Here is a 15,162-nt window from a genome sequence, read left to right as displayed (position 1 = left end):
TTTCCTGCACTTGATTAAGCTGACAGTTCCACCAACAGCTTGTTCAGGCGGCGAACATAAGCCGCCGGGTCCTTCAAGCTATCGCCAGCGGCCAGGGCCGCCTGGTCGAACAGGATGTGCGACAGATCGCCAAAGCGCTCTTCGCTCTGCTCGTTGTCCAGCTTCTCCACCAGCGGGTGAGAAGGGTTGAACTCGAAAATCGGCTTGGAATCCGGAACCTTCTGGCCGCTGGCCTCGAGGATCTGGCGCATCTGCAGGCCGAGGTCCTGCTCACCGATGGCCAGGATCGCCGGAGAATCGGTCAGGCGATGGGACACCCGCACTTCGCTGACCGCGTCGCCCAGGGCCGTCTTGATCCGCTCCACCAGGCCTTCCTTGCTCTTGGCGATTTCTTCGGCGGCTTTCTTGTCTTCTTCCGAATCCAGGTTGCCGAGGTCCAGGTCGCCACGCGCCACGTCGACGAAGCTCTTGCCGTCGAACTCGTTGAGGTAACTCATCAGCCACTCGTCGATGCGGTCGGTCAGCAGCAGCACTTCGATGCCTTTCTTGCGGAAAACCTCCAGGTGCGGGCTGTTCTTGACCTGGGCATAGGTTTCGCCAGTGAGGTAGTAGATCTTGTCCTGGCCTTCCTTGGCGCGGGCCAGGTAATCGGCCAGGCCGACCACCTGCTCGCCATCGTCACCCTGGGTGGAGGCAAAGCGCAGCAGGCCGGCGATCTTTTCCTTGTTGGCGAAGTCTTCGGCCGGGCCTTCTTTCATCACCTGGCCGAAGTTCTTCCAGAAGCTCTTGTACTGCTCGGGCTCGTTCTTCGCCAGCTTCTCCAGCATGTCCAGCACGCGCTTGGTCAGCGCCGACTTCATGGAGTCGATGATCGGGTCTTTCTGCAGGATTTCCCGGGAGACGTTCAGGGACAGGTCGTTGGAGTCCACTACACCCTTGATGAAGCGCAGGTACAGGGGCAGGAACGATTCGGCCTGGTCCATCACGAATACCCGTTGCACGTACAGCTTCAGGCCGCGTGGTGCTTCGCGCTGGTACAGGTCGAACGGCGCGCGGGCCGGCACGTACAGCAGGGAGTTGTATTCCAGCTTGCCTTCGACCTTGTTGTGGCTCCAGCTCAGCGGGTTCTCGTAGTCGTGGGCGATGTGCTTGTAGAACTCCTGGTATTCCTCGTCTTTCACCTCGGTGCGCGGACGAGTCCACAGGGCACTGGCGCGATTGACGGTTTCCCACTGCACCTCAGGCTTCTCTTCGCCTTCGGCGGCGGTGACTTCCTTGGGCAGCTCGATCGGCAGTGCGATATGGTCGGAGTATTTCTTGATGATGTTGCGCAGGCGCCAGCCATCGGCGAACTCGTCTTCACCGGACTTGAGATGCAGCACAATACGGGTACCGCGATCGGCCTTGTCGAGGGTGGCGACTTCGAATTCCCCTTCGCCCCTGGACGACCAGTGCACGCCTTCGCTCGCGGCGAGGCCGGCACGGCGGCTGAAGACTTCGACATGATCGGCCACGATGAACGCGGAATAGAAACCGACGCCGAATTGACCGATCAGGTGGGAATCCTTCTTCTGGTCACCCGAAAGGTTCTTCATGAAGTCGGCGGTGCCGGACTTGGCGATGGTGCCCAGGTGAGTGATCACCTCTTCGCGGCTCATGCCGATGCCGTTGTCTTCCAGGGTGATGGTCTTCGCGTCCTTGTCGAAGCTCACACGAATCTTCAGTTCAGCGCCGCCTTCCAGCAATTCTGGCTTGGACAGGGCTTCGAAACGTAATTTGTCGACAGCGTCGGAGGCGTTCGAGATCAGCTCGCGAAGGAAGATTTCCTTGTTCGAATACAGCGAGTGAATCATCAGGTGCAGCAGTTGCTTCACCTCGGTCTGGAAGCCCAGGGTTTCCTTTTGAGTTTCCACGCTCATTGTCATCAAACTCCAAGTGGATGGTGGTGTCCGCCTCGCTGAGATCGGCGGCGGGATGACCTCAAGGTGGGGGCGGCGCCGATGATTTCAAGGGTGGGTCGGCTTCGTCGGCTCCTGGATCTTGAAATGCGCCCGCGCGGTGGCGATGGGTTCGGCCTCGTCGTCCTGCCAGGCCGTGATGGCCACGTTGGCCACCCGCCGCCCCTGGCGCCAGACCTGGCAACGAGCGTACGTGTCACGGAACTGCCCGGCGCGCAGGTAATCCAGGGAAAAGTCGATGATCTTCGGCACACCTGGCGTACGGGTGGTAATCAGCAGATGAACGGCGGCCGACAGTTCCATGAAACCGGCGATCACCCCACCATGGATCGCCGGCAATAAAGGGTTGCCAATGTTGTCCGGGCTCGCCGGCAGGCGAAACAGCAGGTCATTGCCCTGACGAGTGCATTCGGCGCCGATCAACTGTGCGTAAGGGATCGACGCCATCAATAGTCCATAGTCGCCCTGCTCGCAGGCCTGACGCAGTTGTTCCTGGGTAATGGCCGTCATGGCGTGTCCGCTCCGGCCTTGGGTACCTGCCTGCCCATACCCCTGGCATGCTGCCCCAGGCGCATGAAAGTGCCCACCACATGGGCGATGGGTTGATCGGGGTCGTCCTGATAAGCGAAGCCCCGGGTGAAGATCACGTCCGGCGTGACCCGGTAGCATTGGGCGAAGCCGTAGACGTCCTTGTGGGGTTGGGCGGCGTGCATGTAGTCGATGCGCAGGTCGAGGGTCGGACAGACCTCGAATTGCGGCAGTACACAGAGGGTCGACATGCCGCAAGCGGTGTCCATCAATGACGTCAGCGCGCCACCATGGATGATGCCCGAGAGGGGGTTGCCCACGATCCGGGGACTGAAAGGCAGCACCAGTGTCAGTCCTTCCTCGCTGGCGCTTTTCAGCGTCAGGCCCAGCACCTGGCAATGGCGCAGTGCCGATAGAAACCGGGTCGCGCGCTCAAAAACGGGGTTTTCAGCCATTGGTTAGAAACTCTTGTTAGTGGCCAGGTCCGATAATAGACGAACCCGATAAAGTTCCATGCCGACACGAAGTTATATATCTGTAGCAAAAGAGGAACTTAAGCCAAGGGGTATAGCTCAAAAGGCCAGTAGTTATTTCCATAAGGAGAAACACCCCATGCGTAAGACTTTGACTATTGCCTTGATGTTGGCTGCCTCCCTCGGCCTCGCTGCCTGCGACAAGAAATCCGAAGACAAAGCTCAAGATGCCGCCCAACATTCGGAGCAAGCTCAGCAGGACATGAACAAAGCACAGGATAAAGTGAACGACGCGGCGAAAGAAAACGCCGAAGCCGCCAAAGCCCAGGCCGAATCGAACGAAGCAGCAACGCAGGAACAAGCCCCTGCAACCGCGCCTAAAACCAACTGATCCGGTTTTAGTGACAAAAGAAAACCCGCCTGGTGCGGGTTTTCTTTTGTCTGCATTCTGGCGGGACCAATGAATCAGGTCGCTTCCCGGCTCACTTCGCTGGGTGGCGCTTCGGTCGGGGTGTAGACCATGACATCCAGCACGTCGGAATGAAACTCCCGGCGGTACAGCACAAATACCACGCCGGCGCTCATCAACATGAACAACCAGGGGCTGACGAACCAGGCCAGCATGGTCATGCCGAAGTAATAAGAGCGCAGGCCGAAGTTGAACTGGTTGGCCGCCATCGAAATGACCCGGGCCGCCCTGAGCGCAAAGGCCTTGCGCTCCTGCTCCGACACATGCCGCTCGCCGATCATCGGCGCAGAGCCCACCAGCACCGCCGCGAAATTGTATTGGCGCATGCACCAGCTGAACGTGAAGAATGCATAGACGAACACCAATGCCAGGCACAACAGCTTGACCTCCGCCAGCCCCTGGGAAGCCTGCTGCACCAGCGGCAGGTCGGCCAGCAGCGACACCGCCCGATCGGACGCCCCGAGCACGGTCAGGATACCCGCCAGGATAATCAGCGTGCTGGAGGCGAAAAACGAGGCGTTGCGCTCCAGGTTACCGATCACGCTGGCGTCGGCGATGCGGTTCTCGCGCAGCAGCATGCGACGCATCCAGTCCTCGCGATACAAGTGCATCACGCTCGCCAGACAAGCCGTGTCACGGGCTTTCCAGGTGGCATAGCGGGTATAGCCGCCCCAGCAGACGATGAACCAGACAGCGGCAAGCAGATGGGACAGGTTGGCTTGGATGAATGACATTCGATTTCCTGTATATCTAAAAACATGACGTCTAAAGCCAGACGCGCCTTGAAATGCCGACCTGTGGGAGCGAGCTTGCTCGCGATTGCGATCTATCAGACACGTTGATGCTGCTGATCTGGCGCTATCGCGAGCAAGCTCGCTCCACAGGTGCTGTGTACGCCTTTCAGACACTGCTTCGACGTTAGCGCACGAAAAAAGACACTGCACCCAAAAAAAATGCCCCGTATCGATTGATACGGGGCATTTCGGTTGTGGCCGGTGAATCGGCCTGAAGCTGCTTAAGCCAGAGCTTCGCTGCGTTTGCCCAGCAGGCGATCGCACACCACGGCAACCACCAGGGTCATCACCGAAGGCACCAGCCAGGCCAGGCCTTGTTCGCTCAACGGCAATTGGGCCAGTTGCGCCGGCATCCAGTCCGCCAGACCGGCGCCCTTGAGCGCATCGACCAGGCCAAACAGGAACGACACCAGCATCACCGGGCCGACAATGCGACTCTGCTCATGCCAGAAGTCCTTGCAGAAACTCAGGGCCACCAGGGCGATGCATGGCGGGTAGATCGCGGTCAGGACCGGGATGGAGAACGCAATCAGCTTGGTCAGGCCCAGGTTGGACACCAGTAGTGAAAACGCTGCCAGGATCACCACCAGGGTCTTGTAGGACAGCGGCAGGACACGGCTGAAGTATTCGGCACAGGCGCAGGTCAGGCCAACGGCGGTCACCAGGCAGGCCAGGGAAATCAGCACCGCGAGGAAGCCGCTGCCCAGGCTGCCGAAGGTGTGTTGCACGTAGGCATGCAGCACAGCGGCGCCGTTAGTCGCCCCTGCGGCCACTTCATGGCTGCCGGAACCGAGGCGGAACAGGCTGACGTAGACCAGCGCCAGGCCCACCCCGGCAATCAGCCCGGCGATGATGGCGTAGCGGGTAATCAAGACTGGCGATTCGACACCCCGGGAACGGATCGCGTTGACGATGACGATGCCGAACACCAATGCGCCCAACGTGTCCATGGTCAGGTAACCATTGATGAAGCCCTGGGAAAACGGCGCCGCCACGTATTCCGGTGTCGCCACGCCGATACCGCCGGCAGGCAGGGCGAACGCGGCGATCCCCAGCACGGCCAGGGCAATGATCTTCAGCGGTGCGAGGAACCGTCCGACGGTATCCAGCAGACGGCCCGGGTAGAGCGAAATGAAGAACACCAGGAGGAAGTACACGGCACTGTAGATCAACAGGGCCAGCGGGCTTTCGCCGGTCAATGGCGCCAGGCCCACCTCGAACGAGACCGTGGCGGTGCGCGGCGTGGCGAACAGCGGGCCGACAGCCAGGTAGCAGACCGCGGCCAGCAACCCGCTGGCGACCTTGCCGATGGGGCTGCTCAAGGCATCCATCGCCCCGCCCACCTTGGCCAGCGCAACGACGGTGACAACCGGAAGGCCGACCGCGGTGATCAGGAAGCCCAGCGCCGCCATCCAGACATGGGGCCCGGACTGCAAGCCGACGATTGGCGGGAAAATGATATTGCCGGCCCCGACGAACAGGGCAAATGTCATGAAACCAAGTGCCAGGATGTCCTGGCCTTTCAACACTTTCATTAAGGAAACCACACTGCTGAATCGGAATTTAGAGAGGGATTTCCCTTATGGGTGAGGGAAATGTTGTCGATCCGTATGGGACCGACCCGTTTAGCGCGTCGCTTCCTTGTGGGGAGCGGTCGCAAAAATGGCTGCTAGCCTAACGAATCCGTGCAGAAAACGCACTGTTACGGGGCGCACTATCCGATACACGACATTTCAATGTCGCGTTTACGTATCTATTTTTCCCTCATCACACTCCTGATAGACAGGGGATGACCTGTGGCGAGGGGATTCATCCCGCTGGGCTGCAAAGCGGCCCCAACAAGGTGGCCGCATTCTTCCAGATAAACCGCGCTCGATTGCTTGGGGGCTGCTTTGCAGCCCAGCGGGGATAAATCCCCTCGCCACAGATAAATCCTCCCACCACAGATAAATCCTCCACCACAGACTAAGGCCCTCTGCGCAGAAACAATGCGTAGATCCAAAAGGCCAGAAACGACAAAGGCCACCTGGAGGTGGCCTTTGTTGCTGGAACGAAAAGGTCAGCCGAAGCTTACTTCTTCATTTCCCAGCCAGTCAGCTCGGCCAGGGCCTTGCCGATGTCTGCCAGCGAACGCACGGTTTTCACGCCGGCGTCTTGCAGGGCAGCGAACTTCTCGTCCGCAGTGCCCTTGCCGCCGGAGATGATTGCGCCAGCATGGCCCATGCGCTTGCCCGGAGGAGCAGTCACACCAGCGATGTAGGACACGACCGGCTTGGTCACGTTGGCCTTGATGAAGGCAGCGGCTTCTTCTTCAGCGGAACCGCCGATCTCACCGATCATGACGATCGCTTCGGTCTTCGGGTCTTCCTGGAACAGCTTCAGGATGTCGATGAAGTTGGAGCCTGGGATCGGGTCACCGCCGATGCCGACGCAGGTGGACTGGCCGAAACCGGCGTCAGTGGTCTGCTTCACGGCTTCATAGGTCAGGGTGCCGGAACGGGACACGATACCGACCTTGCCTGGCAAGTGAATGTGACCTGGCATGATGCCGATCTTGCATTCGCCTGGAGTGATCACGCCTGGGCAGTTAGGGCCGATCAGGGTGATACCCAGCTCGTCGCACTTGACCTTGGCTTCCAGCATGTCGATGGTCGGGATGCCTTCGGTGATACACACGATCAGCTTGATGCCGCCGAACGCCGCCTCAAGGATGGAGTCCTTGCAGAAAGGAGCCGGAACGTAGATCACGCTGGCGGTGGCGCCAGTGGCAGCAACAGCGTCCTTGACGGTGTTGAAGACAGGCAGGCCCAGGTGCTCGGTGCCGCCCTTGCCCGGAGTTACGCCGCCAACCATCTGGGTGCCGTACTCGATGGCTTGCTGGGTGTGGAAACTACCTTGCGAACCGGTAATACCCTGGCAGATAACCTTGGTGTCTTTATTGATCAGGACGCTCATTATTTGCCCTCCGCAGCTTTTACGACTTGTTGAGCAGCGTCGGTCAGGCTGGTAGCAGCGATGATGTTCAAACCGCTTTCTGCCAGTACTTTAGCGCCCAGCTCAGCGTTGTTGCCTTCGAGGCGAACAACAACCGGGATTTTCACGCCGACTTCTTTCACGGCGCCGATGATGCCTTCGGCAATCATGTCGCAACGAACGATGCCGCCGAAGATGTTGACCAGTACTGCGGCGACGTTGGTGTCGGACAGGATGATCTTGAACGCTTCGGTTACGCGCTCCTTGGTAGCGCCGCCGCCCACGTCGAGGAAGTTGGCTGGCTTGCCGCCATGCAGGTTGACGATGTCCATGGTACCCATGGCAAGGCCGGCACCGTTGACCATGCAGCCGATGTTACCTTCCAGGGCCACGTAGTTCAGTTCGAACTTGGCAGCGTGCGCTTCGCGCGGATCGTCCTGGGATGGATCGTGGAAAGTCTTCAGCTTCGGCTGACGGTACATGGCGTTGGCGTCGATGTTGATCTTGGCATCGAGGCAGTGCAGGTCGCCGTCGGCCTTGATCACCAGCGGGTTCACTTCCAGCAGCGCCAGGTCATGATCCTGGAACAGCTTGGCCAGACCTACGAAGATCTTGGCGAACTGAGTGACCTGCTTGCCTTCCAGGCCCAGCTGGAATGCCAGCTCGCGACCCTGGAATGGCTGGGCGCCAACCAGTGGATCGATGGTGGCCTTGAGGATTTTCTCAGGGGTATCGTGAGCGATCTTCTCGATGTCCACGCCACCTTCGGTGGAAGCCATGAACACGATGCGGCGGCTCGAACGGTCGACGACAGCGCCCAGGTACAGCTCTTTAGCGATATCAGTGCACGATTCAACCAGGATTTTGGTGACCGGCTGACCGTTGGCGTCAGTCTGGTAGGTCACCAGACGCTTGCCCAGCCACTGCTGTGCGAAGGCTTTGGCGTCTTCTTTGCTGCGAACCAGCTTTACGCCGCCCGCTTTACCGCGACCACCGGCGTGAACCTGGGCTTTGACAACCCACTCGCTGCCGCCGATTTTGTCGCAAGCTTCTGCTGCCGCTTCCGGGGTGTCTACCGCGTAGCCTGTGGATACTGGCAGGCCGTATTCAGCGAACAGCTGCTTACCCTGATACTCGTGAAGATTCATGCTTATTACCGTCTTCGTTAGGTACTGCGCATTCGGTGCTGCACCAGTTTAGTGCCGCACCACCTGTGACTGCTGCTTGCGTAGCCTTCCGGTGAACCGGCAGAGCTACGCAAGACTGCGTCCAGCGGACATTCCGCGGTGAGTCTTGCGCGCAAGGCTCACGACGGGCCGAACCGCCGTGGTTTCTTATTATCTATTAACGCTTCTTGCGGTTGGCCACGTGGATGGCGCCGCCATTTACGGCCAGGGCCGCTTCGTGCAAGGCTTCGGACAGGGTCGGATGGGAGAAGACCATCATGCCCAGGTCTTCAGCGCTGGTGCCGAATTCCATACCGATCGCGCCTTGCTGTACCAGCTCGGCAGCGCTTGGGCCAATGACGTGAACGCCCAATACGCGGTCCGTCTTGGCATCGGCGATGACTTTCACGAAACCGCCGGTATCGTTGGCTGCCATGGCACGGCCACTGGCGGCGAACGGGAAGGTGCCGACGTTAACTTCAACGCCTTCGGCTTTCAAGGCCTGCTCGGTTTTACCGACCCATGCGATTTCCGGGTGGGTGTAGATAACCGATGGGATCAGGTCGTAGTTCATCTGGGCCTTGTGGCCCTTGATGCGCTCGACGACCATGATGCCTTCCTCGGACGCCTTGTGGGCCAGCATCATGCCGCGGACCACGTCACCGATGGCGAAGACGCCCGGTACGTCGGTTGCGCAATGATCATCGACCGCGATGAAACCGCGCTCATCAATGTTCACGCCGCTATCGGCAGCCAGCAGGTCGGTGGTCACCGGACGACGGCCCACCGCGACGATCAGCTTGTCGAAGGTGATGGTCTGTTCGCCGTTGGCGTCGGTGTAGTTCACCACGACTTCTTCGCCGTTGACCTTGGAGCCGGTCACGCGAGCGCCCAGCTTGATGTCCAGGCCCTGCTTGGTCAGGGTCTTGAACGCTTCCTTGGACACCGCGGTATCGGCAGCCATCAGGAAGGTGTCGAGGGCTTCCAGCACGGTCACTTGCGCACCCAGGCGCGACCAGACCGAACCCAGCTCGAGGCCGATCACGCCGGCGCCGATCACGCCCAGGCGCTTAGGCACGCTCTGGAATTCCAGGGCGCCGGTGGAGTCGACGATCACTTTCTGATCGACTGGAGCCGGTGGGATGTCGATCGGACGCGAGCCTGGCGCCAGGATGACGTTCTCGGCTTCGATCACTTCGACCGAGCCGTCGGGCTTGGTCACTTCGACCTTCTTGCCCAGCAGCAGCTTGCCGTGGCCCTGGATCGAGGTCACGCCGTTGGCCTTGAACAGGGTGGCGACACCGCTGGTCAGGTTCTTCACGATGCCGGCCTTGCGGCCAACCATCGCGGCGACGTCCATCTTGACTTCGCCGGTGGAGATGCCATGGACGTTGAAGCTTTCTTTCGCTTCCTTGTATTTCCAGGAGCTGTCCAGCAGCGCCTTGGAAGGAATGCAGCCGACGTTCAGGCAAGTACCGCCCAGGGCTTGCTTGCCCTCGCTGTCGGTGTATTTCTCGATGCAGGCAGTGGTGAGGCCAAGTTGTGCAGCCTTGATGGCCGCTACGTAGCCACCAGGGCCAGCACCAATCACTACCACGTCGAATTTCTGAGTCATGAGTCATTCCTTTTCGAATCAAACCGGACGGCCACTTGTGGTGACCGTCGTGGGACGAAACCGGTTGTTTCAGCAAGAGGCCGGTCAACCGACCGGCCCTCGCGGCGAAATCAGATATCCAGCAGCAGGCGAGCCGGATCTTCAAGCAGGTTCTTGATGGTCACCAGGAACGTCACGGCTTCTTTACCATCGATCAGACGGTGATCGTAGGACAGTGCCAGGTACATCATCGGACGAATCACGACTTGACCGTTGATTGCCATCGGACGCTGGATGATGTTGTGCATCCCCAGGATCGCTGCTTGTGGCGGGTTGACGATCGGGGTCGACATCATCGAACCGAATGTACCACCGTTGGTGATGGTGAACGTACCACCGGTCATCTCTTCGATGGACAGCTTGCCGTCACGGGCCTTCTTGCCGAAGGTGGCGATGCCGTTTTCGATTTCGGCCAGGCTCATCAGCTCGGCGTTGCGCAGCACCGGAACCACCAGACCACGGTCGCTGGAAACAGCAACACCGATGTCGGCATAGCCGTGGTAGACGATGTCGGAACCGTCGATCGACGCGTTGACGGCCGGGAAGCGTTTGAGCGCTTCGGTGGCAGCCTTGACGAAGAACGACATGAAGCCCAGGCGCACGCCATTGTGGGACTTCTCGAACAGGTCCTTGTACTTCGAACGCAGCGCCATGACTTCGGTCATGTCCACTTCGTTGAAAGTGGTCAGCATCGCCATGTTCGACTGGGCTTCGACCAGGCGCTCGGCAACCTTGGCCCGCAGGCGGGTCATCGGAACGCGTTTTTCAACGCGATCACCGGCCGCGAACACCGGAGCGGCAGCGGCAGGCGCAGCAGGCTTGGCCGGGGCAGCGGCTGGAGCGGCTTTCTTGGCTGCAACAGCGGCAACCACGTCTTCCTTGGTCACACGACCACCCTTGCCGGTGCCGGCAATGGAAGCGATGTTGATGCCGTTTTCTTCAGCGATCTTGCGGGCAGCAGGCGCGGCGACCGGGTCGTCTTCGCCATCGGCCGCTGGAGCGGCAGCCTGGGCGGCAGCCGGCGCAGCGGCAGCAGCAGCGGCCGGAGCGGCGGCAGCACCACCTTCAACGATCGAGCCCAGCACTTCGTCGGACAGGACGGTGTCGCCTTCGTTCTTGACGATCGCGCCCAGCACGCCGTCGGCGGTGGCCAGGACTTCCAGTACGACCTTGTCGGTCTCGATGTCGACGATCAGTTCGTCACGCTTGACGGCCTCGCCCGGTTTCTTGTGCCAGGTGGCAACGGTGCCATCGGCAACCGATTCTGGGAAAGTGGGGGCTTTGATCTCGATAGCCATTATCTTGGGTTCCTTAAATTCGGTTTCAGGTGCTCGAAGGCGTTAAACGGTAAACGCGTCTTGCAGCAGTTGTTCCTGCTGCTCGGCGTGCATCGATGCGTAACCACATGCAGGTGCGGCAGAAGCCTCGCGGCCCGCGTACTCGAGTACGAGAGACTTGTTGAGGTAGCTGATGCTGCGACGCAGGTGGTGTTGGCTGCAGTACCATGCGCCCTGGTTCATCGGCTCTTCCTGACACCAGACAGCCGCTTTGGCATTGGTGTAAGGCGCCAGGACTTCCTTCAGGTCGTCCTCAGGGAATGGGTACAGCTGCTCGATACGCACGATGGCGATGTCTTCGCGGCCTTCGGCACGGCGTTTTTCCAGCAGGTCGTAGTAGACCTTGCCGCTGCACAGAACGACGCGTTCGACCTTGCTCGGGTCCAGGGCATCGATTTCCGGGATAACGGTCTGGAACGAGCCATCGGCCAGTTCTTCGAGCGTCGAAACGGCCAGCTTGTGGCGCAGCAGCGACTTCGGCGTCAGGACCACCAGGGGCTTGCGCAGCGGACGAATCACCTGGCGGCGCAGCAAGTGGTAGATCTGTGCCGGGGTAGTCGGCATGCACACCTGGATGTTGTGCTCGGCACACAGTTGCAGGTAGCGCTCCAGGCGCGCCGAGGAGTGCTCGGGACCCTGCCCTTCGTAGCCGTGCGGCAGCAACATGGTCAGGCCGCAGAGACGACCCCACTTGTGCTCGCCACTGGTGATGAACTGGTCGATCACGACCTGCGCACCGTTGGCGAAGTCGCCGAACTGGGCTTCCCAGATCACCAGCGCGTTCGGCGTGGTGGTCGAGTAACCGTATTCGAACGCCAGTACGGCTTCTTCCGACAGGAACGAGTCGTACAGGTCGAACAGCGGCTGGCCTTTGTACAGGTTCTTGAGCGGAATGTAGGTGCTGGCATCTTTCTGGTTGTGCAGGACGGCATGACGGTGCGAGAACGTACCGCGGCCGATGTCCTGGCCGGTCATGCGGATCGGGTGACCTTCGAACGCCAGGGTCGCGTACGCCATGGTTTCGGCGTAGCCCCAGTTGATCGGCAGGCCGCCGGCTTGCATCTTCTGACGGTCTTCGTAGATCTTCGCGACCTGGCGCTGAACCACGAAGCCTTCCGGGATCTCCAGCAGCTTGGCGGACAGTTCCTGCAAGGTCTTGAGGTCGAAACGCGTGTCGTGACGTGCAGTCCAGGCGTGACCCAGGTATGGGCGCCAGTCCACGAACAGCTCTTTGTTCGGCTCCTTGACCAGGCTTTTCACCACGTGCAGACCGTTGTCCAGCGCGTTGCGGTATTCGTCGACCTTGGCCTGGACGCGCTCGGCATCCAGTACGCCGTCCTGGATCAGGCGATCGGCATACAGCTCGCGGGTGGTGCGCTGCTTGGTGATCTGCTGGTACATCAGAGGCTGGGTACCGCTTGGCTCGTCCGCCTCGTTGTGGCCACGACGACGGTAGCAAACCAGGTCGATCACCACGTCGCGCTTGAACTGCATGCGGTAGTCGATGGCCAGCTGGGTCACGAACAGCACGGCTTCCGGATCATCACCATTCACATGGAGGATCGGCGCCTGGATCATCTTCGCGACGTCGGTGGCGTACTCGGTGGAGCGCGAGTCCAGCGGGTTGCTGATGGTGAAGCCGACCTGGTTGTTGATCACGATGTGCACGGTGCCGCCGGTCTTGAAACCGCGGGTCTGCGACATCTGGAAGGTTTCCATGACCACGCCCTGGCCGGCGAATGCCGCATCACCGTGGATGGAGATCGGCAGGACCTTCTCACCGGTCGGGTCGTTGCGACGATCCTGGCGGGCGCGAACCGAACCCTCGACCACCGGGGAAACGATTTCCAGGTGGGATGGGTTGAACGCCATGGCCAGGTGGACTTCGCCGCCGGTGGTCATCACGTTGGACGAGAAGCCCTGGTGATACTTCACGTCACCGGAACCCAGTTCGACCTTCTTCTTGCCTTCGAACTCGTCGAACAGCTCACGCGGGTTCTTGCCGAAGGTGTTGACCAGCACGTTCAGACGACCACGGTGGGCCATGCCGATGACGACTTCCTTGGTGCCGTAGGAACCGGAACGCTGGATCAGCTCGTCGAGCATCGGGATCAGGCTTTCGCCGCCTTCCAGGCCGAAACGCTTGGTGCCCGGGTACTTGGTGCCCAGGTATTTCTCCAGGCCTTCACCGGCTGTCACGCGCTCCAGCACATGGGTCTTGATGTCGGCGGAGTACGTCGGACGCCCGCGCACGCTTTCCAGACGCTGCTGGAACCACTGGCGCTGCTCGGAATCGGTGATGTGCGTGAACTCGGCGCCGATGGTGCGGCAATATGTCTGCTGCAACGCTTCGTGAATTTCGCGTAGGCTCGCTTCCTCTTTGCCGATGAACAGGTCGCCGGCACGGAAGGTCGTATCGAGATCGGCATTGGTCAAGCCGTAATGAGTGATCGACAGGTCTGCAGGTGCAGGACGCTGCCACAGCCCCAGCGGGTCCAGCTGGGCTGCCTGGTGGCCTCGCATCCTGTAGGCCTGGATCAATCGCAGCACTTCGACTTGCTTCTTCTCGTGCTCGCTGCTCACGCTACCGGCAGATACCGGTTGAGCGCGGCGCTGGTTCTTCGCCAGCAGCACGAAATGATCGCGAATCGTAGAGTGCGAAACATCTGTGGCAGAGTTACCGTCGGCCGGCAACTTCTGAAAATAGGTGCGCCATTCTTCTGGCACAGCGTTAGGGTCGTGCAGGTAGAGCTCGTAGAGCTCTTCCACATAGGCAGCGTTACCACCGGAGAGGTGGGCACTGTTCCACATGCGCTGCATCACGCTTTCTTGCATGCTTGGTCACCCTCGATTAGGGGAACACCACCGGCGAAAACACCGAGCAAACTTGCAGAAGTCCGAGTGCAGCGACTAAAACAAGCCACTTAGGATCACGCTGATAGTCCGGGTACCAGCCCGGATGCCCCTGCTTGTCTCATTTCTTCAAAAATAAGAACCGCCGCTTTGTGAGCGGCTGTTCTGGTTATGCTACGACGCGGGTTGAAGCCCGCGCCCTAGCCTCTACGGGTACAGCGGTTCTACGGGTACAGCAGCTGAATCACACGCCGTTTTGCAGCAGCATGTTACGTACGTGACCGATGGCCTTAGTCGGGTTCAGGCCTTTCGGGCAGACGTTGACGCAGTTCATGATCCCGCGGCAGCGGAATACGCTGAACGGGTCATCCAGTGCGGCCAGACGCTCGGACGTCTTGGTGTCGCGGCTGTCTGCCAGGAAGCGGTACGCTTGCAGCAGGGCGGCCGGGCCCAGGAACTTGTCCGGGTTCCACCAGAAGGATGGGCACGAGGTCGAGCAGCAGGCGCACAGGATGCACTCGTACAGACCGTCGAGCTTTTCACGCTCTTCCGGGGACTGCAGACGCTCGATGGCCGGAGCCGGCGTGTCGTTCTGCAGGAATGGCTTCACCTTCTCGTATTGCTTGTAGAAGATGCTCATATCGACGACCAGGTCACGGATCACCGGCAAACCTGGCAGCGGACGCACGATCAGCTTGTTGCCCTTGACCACCGCCGACAGCGGCGTGATGCAGGCCAGCCCGTTCTTGCCGTTGATGTTCATGCCGTCGGAGCCGCACACGCCCTCGCGGCAGGAGCGACGATAGGAGAAACCTTCGTCCTGTTCCTTGATCAGGGCCAGCACGTCCAGCACCATCAGGTCCTTACCACCGGTATCGACCTGGAAATCCTGCATGAACGGCGCAGCGTCCTGATCAGGGTTGTAGCGATAAACACTGACTTGCAACATAGCGGTCA

The 15,162-nt window shown here is 60.1% G+C and carries 12 protein-coding genes; 1 reads left to right on the top strand and 11 read right to left on the bottom strand.

Annotated elements, in window-relative coordinates:
* Positions 1-14: 14 nt before the first annotated feature.
* The 3 genes from htpG to BLP99_RS10565 form a co-directional block, all read right to left on the bottom strand.
* Entirely contained in the window at positions 15-1,919 is a 1,905-nt protein-coding gene (gene htpG / locus BLP99_RS10575; RefSeq protein WP_072393571.1) for a molecular chaperone HtpG, read from the bottom strand.
* A gap of 87 nt (positions 1,920-2,006) precedes the next feature.
* Positions 2,007-2,468, bottom strand: coding sequence for a PaaI family thioesterase (locus BLP99_RS10570; RefSeq protein ID WP_092180291.1), 462 nt, complete (start codon positions 2,466-2,468; stop codon positions 2,007-2,009).
* A complete protein-coding gene (locus tag BLP99_RS10565; protein WP_072393577.1) occupies positions 2,465-2,941 on the bottom strand; it encodes a PaaI family thioesterase in 477 nt (158 codons plus the stop codon). The genes BLP99_RS10570 and BLP99_RS10565 overlap by 4 nt, the downstream gene beginning before the upstream one ends.
* A gap of 157 nt (positions 2,942-3,098) precedes the next feature.
* Here BLP99_RS10565 and BLP99_RS10560 point away from each other — a divergent pair, with 157 nt between their 5' ends.
* Complete coding sequence (locus tag BLP99_RS10560; protein ID WP_072393580.1) at positions 3,099-3,350, top strand: hypothetical protein; 252 nt, start codon at positions 3,099-3,101, stop codon at positions 3,348-3,350.
* Between the two features lie 74 nt (positions 3,351-3,424).
* Here BLP99_RS10560 and BLP99_RS10555 read toward each other — a convergent pair whose 3' ends face one another.
* The 8 genes from BLP99_RS10555 to BLP99_RS10520 form a co-directional block, all read right to left on the bottom strand.
* The gene (locus tag BLP99_RS10555) at positions 3,425-4,162 is read right to left on the bottom strand and encodes a DUF599 domain-containing protein (RefSeq protein WP_092180289.1); all 738 of its coding nucleotides are present in this window, start codon (positions 4,160-4,162) and stop codon (positions 3,425-3,427) included.
* A gap of 281 nt (positions 4,163-4,443) precedes the next feature.
* Complete coding sequence (gene brnQ / locus BLP99_RS10550; RefSeq protein WP_092180287.1) at positions 4,444-5,757, bottom strand: branched-chain amino acid transport system II carrier protein; 1,314 nt, start codon at positions 5,755-5,757, stop codon at positions 4,444-4,446.
* Between the two features lie 535 nt (positions 5,758-6,292).
* Positions 6,293-7,177, bottom strand: coding sequence for a succinate--CoA ligase subunit alpha (gene sucD, locus BLP99_RS10545; RefSeq protein WP_053149972.1), 885 nt, complete (start codon positions 7,175-7,177; stop codon positions 6,293-6,295).
* Entirely contained in the window at positions 7,177-8,343 is a 1,167-nt protein-coding gene (sucC, locus tag BLP99_RS10540) for an ADP-forming succinate--CoA ligase subunit beta (protein ID WP_003179235.1), read from the bottom strand. The genes sucD and sucC overlap by 1 nt, the downstream gene beginning before the upstream one ends.
* 196 nt (positions 8,344-8,539) lie before the next feature.
* Positions 8,540-9,976, bottom strand: coding sequence for a dihydrolipoyl dehydrogenase (gene lpdA, locus BLP99_RS10535; RefSeq protein WP_072393589.1), 1,437 nt, complete (start codon positions 9,974-9,976; stop codon positions 8,540-8,542).
* 110 nt (positions 9,977-10,086) lie between these two features.
* Positions 10,087-11,313 (bottom strand): 2-oxoglutarate dehydrogenase complex dihydrolipoyllysine-residue succinyltransferase, encoded by a 1,227-nt coding sequence (gene odhB / locus BLP99_RS10530; protein WP_072393592.1) that lies wholly within the window; start codon positions 11,311-11,313, stop codon positions 10,087-10,089.
* A 42-nt stretch (positions 11,314-11,355) separates the two neighbouring features.
* On the bottom strand, positions 11,356-14,187 hold the full coding sequence (locus BLP99_RS10525; RefSeq protein WP_072393595.1) for a 2-oxoglutarate dehydrogenase E1 component: 2,832 nt from the start codon (positions 14,185-14,187) through the stop codon (positions 11,356-11,358).
* A 262-nt stretch (positions 14,188-14,449) separates the two neighbouring features.
* The gene (locus BLP99_RS10520) at positions 14,450-15,154 is read right to left on the bottom strand and encodes a succinate dehydrogenase iron-sulfur subunit (RefSeq protein ID WP_039594133.1); all 705 of its coding nucleotides are present in this window, start codon (positions 15,152-15,154) and stop codon (positions 14,450-14,452) included.
* Positions 15,155-15,162 lie beyond the last annotated feature (8 nt).

This window comes from Pseudomonas sp. NFACC32-1 (assembly GCF_900101215.1).
In the GTDB taxonomy this organism is placed as follows: Bacteria; Pseudomonadota; Gammaproteobacteria; order Pseudomonadales; family Pseudomonadaceae; genus Aquipseudomonas.
Note: the sequence above shows the minus strand (reverse complement) of the source record. Positions and strands in the feature narration are given on the sequence as shown.

Coding starts and splice junctions, on each gene's coding strand:
- htpG (WP_072393571.1), bottom strand. CDS start 1,919: ATGAGCGTGGAAACTCAAAAGGAAACCCTGGGCTTCCAGACCGAGGTG.
- BLP99_RS10570 (WP_092180291.1), bottom strand. CDS start 2,468: ATGACGGCCATTACCCAGGAACAACTGCGTCAGGCCTGCGAGCAGGGC.
- BLP99_RS10565 (WP_072393577.1), bottom strand. CDS start 2,941: ATGGCTGAAAACCCCGTTTTTGAGCGCGCGACCCGGTTTCTATCGGCA.
- BLP99_RS10560 (WP_072393580.1), top strand. CDS start 3,099: ATGCGTAAGACTTTGACTATTGCCTTGATGTTGGCTGCCTCCCTCGGC.
- BLP99_RS10555 (WP_092180289.1), bottom strand. CDS start 4,162: ATGTCATTCATCCAAGCCAACCTGTCCCATCTGCTTGCCGCTGTCTGG.
- brnQ (WP_092180287.1), bottom strand. CDS start 5,757: ATGAAAGTGTTGAAAGGCCAGGACATCCTGGCACTTGGTTTCATGACA.
- sucD (WP_053149972.1), bottom strand. CDS start 7,177: ATGAGCGTCCTGATCAATAAAGACACCAAGGTTATCTGCCAGGGTATT.
- sucC (WP_003179235.1), bottom strand. CDS start 8,343: ATGAATCTTCACGAGTATCAGGGTAAGCAGCTGTTCGCTGAATACGGC.
- lpdA (WP_072393589.1), bottom strand. CDS start 9,976: ATGACTCAGAAATTCGACGTGGTAGTGATTGGTGCTGGCCCTGGTGGC.
- odhB (WP_072393592.1), bottom strand. CDS start 11,313: ATGGCTATCGAGATCAAAGCCCCCACTTTCCCAGAATCGGTTGCCGAT.
- BLP99_RS10525 (WP_072393595.1), bottom strand. CDS start 14,187: ATGCAAGAAAGCGTGATGCAGCGCATGTGGAACAGTGCCCACCTCTCC.
- BLP99_RS10520 (WP_039594133.1), bottom strand. CDS start 15,154: ATGTTGCAAGTCAGTGTTTATCGCTACAACCCTGATCAGGACGCTGCG.